Below are 12,044 nucleotides of genomic sequence, written 5' to 3'. Positions count from 1 at the left end.
GCCGCGAACACGCGAGCTCGCTGACGACAACACCGACGCGCAGCCGATATGATCCGGCTCGCGAGGACGGACGCTGCGCGCGAGACGTGAACCGGTGAGAACGAGCACAATGGCTGGCAAGACGCCAAAGACGTCGGCGAAGAGTGCGAAAAAGAGCGTCGCGAAGCGTGGCATTGCAAAGCCGCGTCTGCTCGCAGGCGGTAATCCGCAGATCGCCAAGGGATATGGCGACGCTCCGGTGCAAGCCTATATCGCCGCGATGCCGGGGTGGAAGCGCGACGTTGGACGCAAGCTTGACGCGCTCATCGCGCGTACCGTCCCCGGCGTGCACAAGGCGGTGAAGTGGAATTCGCCGCTCTACGGCATGGAAGGGGAAGGCTGGTTCCTCGGCATCCATGTCTTCACGCGCTACGTCAAGGTGGCGTTCTTTCGCGGCGCGTCGCTGCATCCGGTGCCGCCGGGCGAGTCCAGGCAGCAGCACACGCGCTATCTCGACATTCACGAGAGCGACGAACTCGACGAAGCCCAGTTCATCGCGTGGGTGAAGCAAGCCAGTCAGTTGCCCGGCGAACGGATGTGAACGCAAGCAAGACTGTCGAACAACGGCCATCACGCGCCGTCGATGCGGCTATGCGCGATGGAGCATTGCTTCGCCTCAGCTGTTTGGTGTTAGGCTGCACCCGGTAACGTCAGAGGAAAACGTCGATGAGCGAACACACGACGGACAAGCGCGTGCGAGAGGCGTCTCGCAGGCGATTCCTTCAGGCCGGTGCAGCAATGGCCGGTGGCTCCGCGATATCGGGAGTTGCCGGCTCTACCGCGCTTGCCGAACAGGGGAATAATCTTCCGCCCAATGTGCCGGAATGGATGAAAGCGCCCGGCGACCCGATGGGAAGCCAACCCTATGGCACGCCATCGGTTCACGAGAAGGCTGTCGTCAAGAACATCTCGAAGACACTGCCGCAATATATTTCCGCCTCGGGCCGCACGCCGTTGCAGGAGCTCGACGGCATCATCACGCCGAACGGTTTGTTCTACGAACGGCACCATGGCGGCGTGCCGACCATCGACCCGGCCGAGCACCGGCTGGTGCTGCATGGCATGGTCGATCGCCCGCTGGTGTTCACGATGGAGGATATCCGCCGCTTTCCGTCGCAGTCGCGCATCCACTTTCTCGAGTGCTCCGGCAATCCGGTCTACACCAAGCCCTACGGCAAGACGGCCTCCGACCTCGTCGGCCTCCTGAGCTGCGCGGAATGGACCGGCGTGCCGCTCAAGACGGTGCTGGACGAAGCGGGCCTGCAGGCGGGCGCCAAATGGATCGTGGCCGAAGGCGCCGACGCCGCTGCGTTGACGCGCTCGATCCCGATCGAGAAATGCCTCGATGACGCCATGCTGGTCTACAGCCAGAATGGCGAGCGGCTGCGCCCGCAGCAGGGCTATCCGCTACGCCTGTTGCTGCCCGGCTTCGAGGGCAACATGAACGTGAAGTGGCTGCGCCGGCTCAAGGTCGTCGCCGAGCCGGCCTATTCGCGCGAGGAGACCTCGAAATACACCGACCCGATGCCCGACGGCACGTCGCGCGAATTCACCTTCTATATGGAAGCCAAGTCGATCATCACGCGGCCGTCCGGCGGGCAGAAGCTGACCACGCAGGGCTTTCACGAGATTACCGGCATCGCCTGGAGCGGTCACGGCAAGGTCAAGAGCGTCGAGGTCTCGCTCGACGAGGGCAAGAGCTGGCAGCAGGCCGAATTGCAGGAGCCCGTGTTGACGCGCGCGCTCACGCGCTTCCGCTTGCCCTGGCATTGGGACGGCAAGCCTGCCGTGATCCAGAGCCGCGCCATCGACGAGACCGGATACGTCCAGCCGACGCTGGCGGAATTGGTCAAGGTGCGCGGTCTCAACTCGTTCTACCACAACAACGCGATCTGGCCCTGGCGCATCGATGCGAATGGTGAGGTGACCAATGGCCAGGCGTAAGCTCAAGGCGGCGTTCCTTGCGAGTGCGGTCGCGATGCTCGCCACTGCCGGGCAGGCCGAGGATCGCTTTGGCATCGGGCGTGCGGCAACGCCTGCCGAGATCGCCGGCTGGAACATCGATATCGGCCGTGACGGCTCCAACCTGCCGCCGGGCAGCGGCAACGTCGAGCGCGGCCGCACGGTGTTCATCGAGCAATGCGCAGCGTGCCATGGCGACAGCGGGCAGGGCGGCGTCGGCGACCGCCTGGTCGGCGGACAGGGCACGCTGGCGAGCCCGAAGCCGATCCGCACCGTCGGCAGCTATTGGCCCTATGCGCCGACGCTATTCGACTACATCCGCCGCGCGATGCCGCAGAACGCGCCGCAGTCGCTGAGCAATGAGGACGTCTACGCGGTGTCCGCTTACATCCTCAGCCTCAACGGCATCGTGCCGGCCAATGCGGTGCTCGACGCCAGGTCGCTCGCCACGATCAAGATGCCGAACCGCGACGGGTTCGTCTCCGACCCGCGGCCGGACGTGCATAACCATTGAGCGGCGGGCCACGGCTGGCTTGCTCGCAGCATCGTGACGCCGTGGCCCCTGTGCCCGGAGGATTGCCGTCCCTATCTCCGTTTGGGGGCGGCTCGGCCGTCATCCGGCACACGTTTATTGATCGATAGGAGAGGCCGCATGACCAGGTCATGGGCAGTCGCAGCCGCCATGCTGCTCGTGGGAATGACGTTCACGCCGGTCGCGGCCCAGATGTCGGAGCCGGCATATTTCGACGCGCAAAATCCCGGGCGCAGCGCGATCAACGGCGGCGCCCTGACGCCATGGGGTGAGGCCCAGGAGGCCGCGCAGCGCGGGCGCAATCCGGCGAACGCCTACGGTGCCATGCCCGCAGCGGAGCCATCTTCCGCCTGTGCGCGTTACCGTTCATTCGATCCGGCGTCCGGCACCTTCCTTGGCCGCGACGGCCGTCGCCATCCCTGCCGATAAGGCCCTGCACCGCGCTTGGCGGTGGATAACGGCGCCGGCATTCGCCCGGCGCGCGAACGACTGGACGTTAGCCGCGTTATAGTCTGCCGATCGTGTCGGGTCCCGCCGGACCCGAGCGGCGGAGGACACCCGGCGTGACAGACGCTCTGGCCGGTTTCTGGGACCGAAAGTCGACCTCGGACCTGTTGCGGGAGGCGGCGCGGGCCGACGGCGACGCGGAGACGCCGGTCTTCAGGCGGTCGCTGTCGGCGTTGCAACTGGTCACGCTCGGCATCGGCGGCATCATCGGCGCCGGCATCTTCGTGCTGACGGGCCACGCGGCCGCCGCCAATGCCGGTCCCGCGGTCACGCTCTCCTTCATGATTGGTGCGGTGGCCTGCGCCTTCGCCGGCCTGTGCTACGCCGAGATGTCGTCGACGGTGCCGATCTGCGGCAGCGCGTACACCTATGCCTATGCCACGCTGGGCGAACTGATCGCCTGGATCATCGGCTGGGATCTGATCCTCGAATACGCGGTCGGCGCGATCGCGGTCTCGGTCGGGTGGTCCGGCTATTTCGTCAGTCTGATGCGCGATTTCGGCATCAACCTGCCGCAGCAATTCACCTCGGCGCCGCTCGCCTACGACGTCAACACCGGCGTGTGGTCGTCGACCGGTGCGGTCATCAACATCCCGGCGATGGCGATCATCGCCTTCGTGACCACGCTGCTGGTGGTCGGCATTCGCGAGTCCGCGCGCTTCACCAGCTTCGTCGTTGTGGTCAAGCTCGTCGTCATCGCGCTGTTTCTCGCTACCGCGGCTTCCTCGGTGACGCTGGCGAACTGGGTGACGGCGAGCAACCCGGAGGGCGCGCTGATCCCGCCGAATGCCGGTCCTGGCGTGTTCGGCTGGTCCGGCGTGGTCCGCGGCGCGGCGGTGGTGTTCTTCGCCTATATCGGCTTCGACGCGATCTCGACCGCGGCACAGGAAGCGAAGACGCCGGAGCGCGATATGCCGATCGGCATTCTCGGCTCGCTCGTGATCTGCGCCGCGCTCTATGTCGCGGTCGGATTCGTACTGACCGGCATCGTGCCCTATGACCGGCTCAGCGTGCCCGATCCGATCGCCGTCGGCATCGATGCGGTCGGCATCGGCTGGCTCGGTCCGTTCATCAAGCTCGGCATCCTGTTCGGATTGACATCGGTGATCCTCATCATGCTGCTGGCGCAACCGCGGATCTTTCGCGCCATGGCGCATGACGGATTGCTGCCGGGCTTTGCCGCCAAAATCCATCCGCGCTTCCAGACCCCCTATGTCTCGACCATCTTCGCCGGCACCATCGCCGCTGTTCTCGGCGGGCTGTTGCCGATCGGGCTGGTCGGCGAATTGGTCTCGATCGGCACGCTGTTCGCATTCACGGTGGTCTCGATCGGCACGCTGGTGCTGCGCGTGCGCGATCCGGAATTGCCGCGTCCGTTCAAGGCGCCGGCGATCTGGCTGGTGGCCCCGGCTGCCGCTGCAACCTCGCTGTTCCTGATGTTCGGCCTGCCGCTCGACACCTGGATCAGGCTCGCGGTGTGGCTACTGATCGGGCTTGTGATCTACGCGGCCTATGGCAGACGGCATAGCCGGCTGCGGGCGAGCGGTGGAGACCGCGCGGGCCTATAGTGCGCGCGCGTGCGGCCTGCTAGATGTACGCGTTGAGATAGCGCTGCAAGCCGCGACAGTCGGCGCAGGTCCCGGGAGGCTTCATGAAAAATCCAAATGCACGCGCGCGATGGATGGTCGCCGCGCTCGTCTCGGTCGGCATCGTGTCGGCAGTTCCCGGTCGCGCGGCCTCGGTTGCGCCGGTCGCCGCCGAGAACGGCATGGTGGTTTCCGCGCAACATCTTGCCACGCAGGTCGGCGTCGAGGTGTTGAAGCGGGGCGGCAATGCGGTCGATGCGGCGGTCGCCGTCGGTTATGCGCTTGCAGTGGCCTATCCCGCCGCCGGCAATCTTGGTGGCGGGGGATTCATGACCATCCAGTTCGCCGACGGCCGCAAGACCTTCCTGGATTTCCGCGAGACCGCGCCGAAGGGCGCCACCGCCGACATGTATCTCGACAAGGAAGGCAAGATTGTCGCCGGCCTCTCCACCAAGGGCCATCTCGCCGTCGGCGTGCCCGGTTCGGTCGCGGGCATGGAATATGCGCGCGAGAAATACGGCACCATGAAGCGCGCCGACGTGATCGCGCCGGCGCTGCAACTCGCCGAGGACGGTTTCGTGCTCGACCGCGGCGACATTCAGATGTTGGATTCTGCGGTCGACGATCTTCGCCAGGATCCGCCCTCGGCCGCGATCTTTCTCAACAATGGAAACCCGTTCCAGGTCGGCGAGCGGCTGACGCAGCACGAGCTCGCCGAGACGCTGCGCGAGATCAGCAAGCGCGGCACGGATGGCTTCTACAAGGGCTGGGTCGGTGCGGCGATCGTCGCCGCGAGCCAGGCCGGCAAGGGCCTGCTGACGCAGGAGGATCTGGACAACTACAGGGTTCGCGAGCTGGCGCCGGTCGAATGTGACTATCGCGGTTACCACGTGGTCTCGGCGCCGCCGCCTAGTTCGGGCGGCGTGGTGATCTGCGAGATGCTCAACATCCTCGAGGGCTATCCGCTGAAGGAGCTCGGCTACCATTCGGCGCAGGCGGTGCACTACCAGATCGAGGCGATGCGCCACGCTTACGTCGATCGCAACAGCTATCTCGGCGATCCGGACTTCGTGAAGAATCCGCTCGAGCGGCTGCTCGACAAGACTTACGCCGCGAAGATCCGTGCCGCGATCGACCCGGCAAAGGCCGGCGTCTCCAGGGACATCAAGCCCGGCGTTCCGCCGCATGAGGGCAGCAACACCACGCACTATTCGATTGCCGACAAGGACGGCAATGCGGTGTCGGTCACCTACACGCTGAACGACTGGTTCGGCGCCAAGGTGACGGCGGCCAAGACCGGCGTGCTGCTCAATGACGAGATGGACGACTTCACCGCCAAGGTCGGCGTGCCGAACCTGTATGGGCTGGTGCAGGGGGAGGCCAACGCGATCGTCCCCGGCAAGCGTCCGCTGTCCTCGATGAGCCCGACCATCGTCTCCAAGGACGGCAAGCCGGTCATCGTGATGGGTACCCCGGGCGGCAGCCGCATCATCACCGCCGTGCTGCTGACGATGATCAACGCGATCGACTACGGCATGAACGCGCAGGAGGCCGTGGACATGCCGCGCTTCCACCAGCAGTGGCTGCCGGAGGCGACCAACCTCGAGGACTATACGCTGTCGCCGGACACGCGGAGGATCCTGGAAGGCATGGGCCACAAATTCGGGCCGCCGCAGCCGGCCAATCACCTCGCGGTGATCATCATCGGCGCGCCATCGCTGGACGGCAAGCCGGTCGGCAACAACCGCTTCTATGGCGCGAACGATCCGCGCCGCAATTCGGGGCTCGCTGCGGGGTATTGAGCGTGACGGCCAACGACAACCCGTAGCCCGGATGAGCGAAGCGATATCCGGGTCTTGTTGAGCTCCCGCATGTCGCTCCGCTCATGCGGGCTACCGCTCCAATTGATCCGCGCCGCGCGTCAGGCGACGGCGGTCGACCTGCCGTCGTCGTGCCCGCTGGTCAGCAGCAGGCGCCGGCGGATCGCGTCTTCGACCAGGGCCAGGGATTGTTTGGCTTCGCGCGCCTCGGCTTCGGCGGCCTGGGCCCGGAATTCGGCCGCATCGAGCTGCTCCTGTTGGGACTCGATGCGCCGTCGGGCTTCCTCAAGCGCCCGCGACGCATCCCTCAATTTGCGCTCGGTGGCGGCGATGATTTCGAGCTGCGCCTGTTCGGCGGCCTCGGCGCGGGCCTCGCCGGCGCGAGCCCTGTCCTCGATGCTGCGGAACAAATCCGCCGCCTGATAGACGAGGTCCAAGGCTTCTGTGCCCATCGCCGATGTGGGTGGTCTTGGAAATCCAAGGACATTCGGATCGGCCGTAAAAGGCCGTCTAAATCCGCGCAGTGCCATCCAAATCAGCCCGTCGCGAGTCGGTGTATGCCAACAACTTGCGGTAGTTATAGTTAACAAATCCTTAATGTGGCCGGCGCGCCGGCGCTGTCCACCGGTTTCTGATGTCGCAGCACTCAAATCGGCGGGCGGATAGGGGAATCGATCCGTCCGGCCCGCGCTCTTTCGTAACGTGCTCTCCGCGCAAGCGTAGCGAGACCGCAGCGCTATCAGGCGCGGCGCGCGAATCGCGCAGCGCTGCAGCGGAGATCGATGCAGCCTCCACGGGCACCGCCAGTCGGCGAGGTCTGCCGATTTGGCTGCGGGCGCGAGCCGGGCTCTATGGCATAAGTTTGACGCTTGGCTTGCTTTAATTCTCCGGTGTTGAATTGCAGGTCCATGGAGCGACCGATATACCGGGCGGCCTAAGTGGCACGCAGCGCGCTCAGAACGAGCGACGTATTCGCCACGGAAATCTGGTCGATGAAATTTCTGTTGCGGTTCTTCGGGTTCCTGTTCACCGCAGGCACCATCCTGTTCCTGGCTGGTCTGGCCGCAGTCGCAGGGCTGTTCTGGCATTTCTCCAAGGACCTGCCCGACTATTCGCAGCTCCAGAACTACGAGCCGCCGGTGATGACCCGCGTGCATGCGGCCGACGGCTCGCTGCTCGGCGAATACGCCAAGGAGCGCAGGCTCTATCTGCCGATCCAGGCGGTGCCGAAGCTCGTGATCAACGCGTTCCTCGCCGCCGAGGACAAGAATTTCTACGAGCATGGCGGCATCGACTATACCGGCATGGCGCGCGCCGGCGTCTCCTACATCCAGAACTTCGGTTCCAACCGGCGGCCGCAGGGCGCCTCGACCATCACCCAGCAGGTCGCCAAGAACTTCCTTTTGACCAACGAGGTCTCGTTCACCCGCAAGATCAAGGAAGCCTTGCTGGCGATGCGAATCGAGCGGGCTTACTCCAAGGACAAGATCCTCGAGCTCTATCTCAACGAAATCTATCTCGGCCTTGGCGCCTACGGCATCGCGGCGGCCTCGCTGGTGTATTTCGACAAGTCCGTCAATGAACTGACGGTCGCGGAAGTGGCCTATCTGGCGGCGCTGCCGAAAATGCCGGCGAGCCTGCATCCGGTGCGCAACCGCGCGCGCGCGGTCGAACGCCGCAACTACGTGATCGACCGCCTGCAGGAGAACGGCTGGATCACCGCGGCCGACGCCGACAAGGCGCGCAAGGAGCCGCTGACCGTCACCAACCGCAGCAATGGCGCGCACACCTTCGCCGGCGAATATTTCTCGGAAGAAGTCCGCCGCGACATCTTCGAGCGCTATGGCGAGAAGAAGCTCTATGAGGGCGGCCTGTCGGTGCGCACCACGCTCGACCCCAAGGTCCAGGTGATGGCGCGCAAGGCCATGGTGGCTGGGCTCGTCAACTATGACGAGCAGCAGGGCTATCGCGGTGCGATCCAGAAGCTCGACCTGACCAGTGACTGGGGCGTGCCGCTCGCCGAGATTAAGTCGCTGTCCGATATCTCGCCGTGGCGGATGGCGGTGGTGCTGGAGAGCAACGATCAGTCGGCACGGATCGGCTTCCAGCCGGGCCGCGAGCTCGGCGGCGCCATCAGCAAGCAGCGCGAGACCGGCATCGTCACGATGGACGGCGTGCGCTGGGCCAAGAGCAGGGGCAAGACGCCGACATCGGTGGCGCAGGTGCTGCAGCCCGGCGACGTGATCTACGCCGACCCGCTCTTCAGCAAGGACGGCCAGCGCGTCGAAGGCCAGTACCGGCTGCGTCAGATCCCCGAACTGTCGGGTGCGATGGTGGCGATGGATCCGCACACCGGCCGCGTGCTGGCGATGGTCGGCGGCTTCTCGTTCGACCAGAGCCAGTTCAACCGCGCGACCCAGGCCTATCGGCAGCCCGGCTCGACCTTCAAGCCGATCGTCTATTCGTCGGCGCTCGACAATGGCTACACCGGATCGACCATGATGATCGACGCCCCGATCGAGATCGACCAGGGGCAGGGCAACATCTGGCGGCCCGAAAACTTCTCCACCGGCAAGTATCAGGGCCAGGTGACGCTGCGCAACGCGCTGCGGCTGTCGCTCAACACGGTGACCGTGCGGCTAGCGCAGGAAATCGGCATGCCGCTGATCGGCGAGTATGCAAAGCGCTTCGGCGTCTATGACGAGTTGCCGAACTATCTTGCCTATGCGCTCGGCGCCGGCGAGACCACGGTGATGCGGATGGCCACAGCCTATTCGATGATCGCCAACGGCGGCGTCCGCGTGAAGCCGACCTTGATCGACCGCATCCAGGACCGCTACGGCCACACCATCTTCAAGCACGATCAGCGCGAATGCCGCGGCTGCGACGCGCCGGAGGGCTGGAAGAGCCAGCCGGAGCCGCAGCTCGTCGACCGCCGCGAGCGCGTGCTCGACGCGATGTCCGCCTACCAGATCACCTCGCTGATGGAGGGCGTGATTCAGGCCGGTACCGGCACCGCGCTGAAGGACGTCGGCAAGCCGCTCGCCGGCAAGACCGGCACCTCGAACGAGGCCAAGGATCTCTGGTTCGTCGGCTTCTCGCCGGACCTCGTGGTCGGTCTCTATGTCGGCTACGACAAGCCGCGCTCGCTCGGCCGCAACGCGCAGGCCGGCCACACCGCAGCGCCGATCGCGCGCGACTTCCTGAAGCTCGCGCTGGCCGACAAGCCCGCCACCCCGTTCAAGCAGCCGGTCGGCATCCGACTGGTCCTTGTCGATGCCAAGACCGGCCAGCGCGCCGCGCCTGGCCAGAACAGGGGCGTGGTGCTCGAAGCCTTCAAGCCGGGCCAGGCGCCGCCGTTCAATGATCCCGGGATGGTCGCCGGCACCGATGTGATCGACGGCACCCAGCAGGGCATTTCGCCGGACGCCGATCGGGCCGTGATGCGGTCAGGGACGGGCGGGCTGTACTGACGCCCGCCGGCGGGGCGCGTTCAACAAGACGCCGTTCGACCTTCCGCACGAACCAGCGATGCATGCGACAGCATGACACGCCAGATGGCATGTGTTGCTCCGCATTTTAATGAGTTCGCCAAGGGATTGTTTTGAGCGCCTCAATAGGCCTTTGCACTGGCAAATGCAGGGGCGTACGCATGGCAGTCGTGTCTGGCGTCATCACCGTGATGGCAATCAACTTTCTGGTCGACAGGTCGTCGATGTCCCGCGGCAAGAAACAGGGCCTGCGTCTCGCGGTGCTTGCGGTGGCGCTGACGCTCGGCTGTCTGTGGGCGATCAACTCCAGGGGAGGTGTGTGAACGCTCCGGCGGTAAGGCGCACAAAATAGGGAGAGCGGTCGCGACGTCCGCGCGAATGCGAGGCGGGTGCCGTTGTTGGGGCGGTTCCTCCAACAAGCGATTGTGCGTGAGACCAATGATCAAGACGCTCGTCGTCGTGGTTCAGGTGATCTGGACGGTTTCGGTGGTTGGAATGGCAACCGTGATCGGCGCGCTGCTGGGATTTGGGTGCCACGGCTGGATCGGCGCGATTGGGTTCGGCACCGCCGGATTTGGTGTTGGAGCCGTGTTGGCAGCTTGGCCCGAACTGCTGCTGGAATTGCTCGCCGGACTGTGACTCGTGTGGCTCTCACCGGTCGGGTCAGTGGCGTCCCGAACTGCGATTTTCGCGCCCACTCCGCCAACAATGCTTGCCAAGCCCTCAACCAAGCGGGTAGAAGGTCGCACTCGCGCGGGCGCTGATTTGGCAGGCGAACCCGCTGCACCGAGATGTCCAGTCATTCAGCTAAGCAGTTGATACCACGGACAATTCTTGGGGAATGGTGTAACGGTAGCACAACAGACTCTGACTCTGTTTGTCTTGGTTCGAATCCAGGTTCCCCAGCCAATCTGCCTCGGTGGCGCGATCATCCTCTGAAATGTCGACGAGATTGCCGGGCGCGGCCTGCGCCTGATGCAGGACGCGGTATGGGCCATCACGACATGAGGGTGGATCAGTCCCGCGTAATCCACCATGGTCTCGCGCGTGTGGTCCGGCCCGTTGCGACAGAGGTTTAAGGTGATGGACGAAATTCTCTATGCCCGCGAAGCGTCGATCGGCGTCGACGAGTTCATCGAGGTGCTGCGCCAGTCGGGCCTCGGCGAGCGGCGACCGCTGGCGGATACCGACCGGATGGAGCGCATGATCGCCAATGCGAATCTGATCGTGACGGCGCGGAAGGCGGGCAAGTTGGTCGGCGTGTCGCGCGCGCTGACCGATTTCGCCTATTGCTGCTATTTGTCGGACCTTGCAGTCGATCGCGGGTACCAGGGACATGGCATCGGCAAGCGCCTGATCGCGGAAACGCGGCGTCTCGCCGGACCTGAATCGATGTGCCTGCTGCTGTCGGCGCCTGACTCGATCGGGTTCTACAAGACCATCGGCATGCCGCAGCCGGACAACGCGTTCCTCTACAAGCGGGAGCGTTAGCGATAAAGGCTGGTTCGCGGCGCGCCGCTACTTGATCTTGTCGTAGACCGTCGCGAAGTCGGCGAGCGGCATCGGGATAGAGATGGTTTCCTTGCCGAGATTCTGGAACGACACCTTGAGCTGCTTGCCCGATTTCAGCTGGCTCAGAACATCGGCGGCGATCGGCGTGTTGATGTAGCAGCCGCGTGCCTCGCAGGTCTGGATCGGCACGTCGACGGCCTTGCCGTCGTCGACCTGCAGCTTGGCGCCGACAGGCAGGTTCAGTCCGAGCGGAAGCTGGATCAGCGCAACCGGCGTGCGGGTGTCGCCGGGAACGCGGATGTTGACCAGCACGATGAGCTGCCCGGTCTTGGTGAGCACCGCGGTCTGTTCCATCGCGCATTCGAGCGGGGCGTCGCGGCTCGCACTGGTACAGCGCGCGACCCAGCCGGAATTGTTGGGGGCTGCTGCATCACCCTGAGGCGCGGCGGGAGCAGCTGCCGGAGCGGGCGCGTTCTTGTTCTTGGCCGTCTGGGCATGGCCAGCGTGGGCCACGCCGAACAAGGTCAACAGGACGAAGAGCGACTTTGCGACAATCTTCACGATACCGGCTCCGAAATGGACATCTTTCGGATGT

12 protein-coding genes and 1 tRNA gene are annotated in these 12,044 nt (G+C 64.9%); 11 read left to right on the top strand and 2 right to left on the bottom strand.

Translation table 11 applies throughout. The annotated features are described in order from the left end of the window. Positions 1-109 precede the first annotated feature (109 nt). The 6 genes from QJT82_RS13170 to ggt all read left to right on the top strand — a co-directional run bounded on the left by QJT82_RS13170 (position 110) and on the right by ggt (position 6,428). Positions 110-580 carry a DUF1801 domain-containing protein gene (locus QJT82_RS13170; protein ID WP_028344604.1) on the top strand — a complete coding sequence of 157 codons (471 nt, stop codon included), beginning with the start codon at positions 110-112 and terminating at the stop codon, positions 578-580. 125 nt (positions 581-705) lie between these two features. Next, entirely contained in the window at positions 706-1,983 is a 1,278-nt protein-coding gene (gene soxC, locus QJT82_RS13165; RefSeq protein WP_028344605.1) for a sulfite dehydrogenase, read from the top strand. 34 nt (positions 1,984-2,017) lie between these two features. Further along, the gene (locus QJT82_RS13160; protein WP_051448193.1) at positions 2,018-2,515 is read left to right on the top strand and encodes a cytochrome c; all 498 of its coding nucleotides are present in this window, start codon (positions 2,018-2,020) and stop codon (positions 2,513-2,515) included. A gap of 138 nt (positions 2,516-2,653) precedes the next feature. Beyond that, positions 2,654-2,962, top strand: coding sequence for a BA14K family protein (locus QJT82_RS13155; RefSeq protein ID WP_063607138.1), 309 nt, complete (start codon positions 2,654-2,656; stop codon positions 2,960-2,962). Positions 2,963-3,096: 134 nt separating this feature from the next. Beyond that, complete coding sequence (locus QJT82_RS13150; RefSeq protein WP_245288939.1) at positions 3,097-4,608, top strand: amino acid permease; 1,512 nt, start codon at positions 3,097-3,099, stop codon at positions 4,606-4,608. Between the two features lie 83 nt (positions 4,609-4,691). Then, positions 4,692-6,428 (top strand): gamma-glutamyltransferase, encoded by a 1,737-nt coding sequence (gene ggt / locus QJT82_RS13145; protein ID WP_028344608.1) that lies wholly within the window; start codon positions 4,692-4,694, stop codon positions 6,426-6,428. A gap of 119 nt (positions 6,429-6,547) precedes the next feature. Here ggt and QJT82_RS13140 read toward each other — a convergent pair whose 3' ends face one another. Next, on the bottom strand, positions 6,548-6,883 hold the full coding sequence (locus QJT82_RS13140; RefSeq protein ID WP_244435761.1) for a hypothetical protein: 336 nt from the start codon (positions 6,881-6,883) through the stop codon (positions 6,548-6,550). A 555-nt stretch (positions 6,884-7,438) separates the two neighbouring features. On the opposite strand from QJT82_RS13140, the gene QJT82_RS13135 reads away from it, so the two are divergent. From QJT82_RS13135 to QJT82_RS13115, 5 genes are all read left to right on the top strand, one after another. Continuing rightward, complete coding sequence (locus tag QJT82_RS13135) at positions 7,439-9,919, top strand: penicillin-binding protein 1A (protein WP_028344610.1); 2,481 nt, start codon at positions 7,439-7,441, stop codon at positions 9,917-9,919. A gap of 179 nt (positions 9,920-10,098) precedes the next feature. Next, positions 10,099-10,260 (top strand): hypothetical protein, encoded by a 162-nt coding sequence (locus QJT82_RS13130; protein ID WP_155258837.1) that lies wholly within the window; start codon positions 10,099-10,101, stop codon positions 10,258-10,260. Positions 10,261-10,375: 115 nt separating this feature from the next. Next, entirely contained in the window at positions 10,376-10,576 is a 201-nt protein-coding gene (locus tag QJT82_RS13125; RefSeq protein WP_035633965.1) for a hypothetical protein, read from the top strand. Between the two features lie 196 nt (positions 10,577-10,772). Then, positions 10,773-10,846, top strand: a tRNA-Gln gene (locus QJT82_RS13120). A gap of 174 nt (positions 10,847-11,020) precedes the next feature. Continuing rightward, positions 11,021-11,428, top strand: coding sequence for a GNAT family N-acetyltransferase (locus QJT82_RS13115; RefSeq protein ID WP_018271115.1), 408 nt, complete (start codon positions 11,021-11,023; stop codon positions 11,426-11,428). Between the two features lie 27 nt (positions 11,429-11,455). Here QJT82_RS13115 and QJT82_RS13110 read toward each other — a convergent pair whose 3' ends face one another. Next, entirely contained in the window at positions 11,456-12,010 is a 555-nt protein-coding gene (locus tag QJT82_RS13110) for an invasion associated locus B family protein (protein WP_028344612.1), read from the bottom strand. Positions 12,011-12,044: the final 34 nt, after the last annotated feature.

It is taken from the genome of Bradyrhizobium sp. Mp19 (assembly GCF_029952935.1).
GTDB classification, from domain to species: Bacteria; Pseudomonadota; Alphaproteobacteria; order Rhizobiales; family Xanthobacteraceae; genus Bradyrhizobium; species Bradyrhizobium elkanii.
Note: the sequence above shows the minus strand (reverse complement) of the source record. Positions and strands in the feature narration are given on the sequence as shown.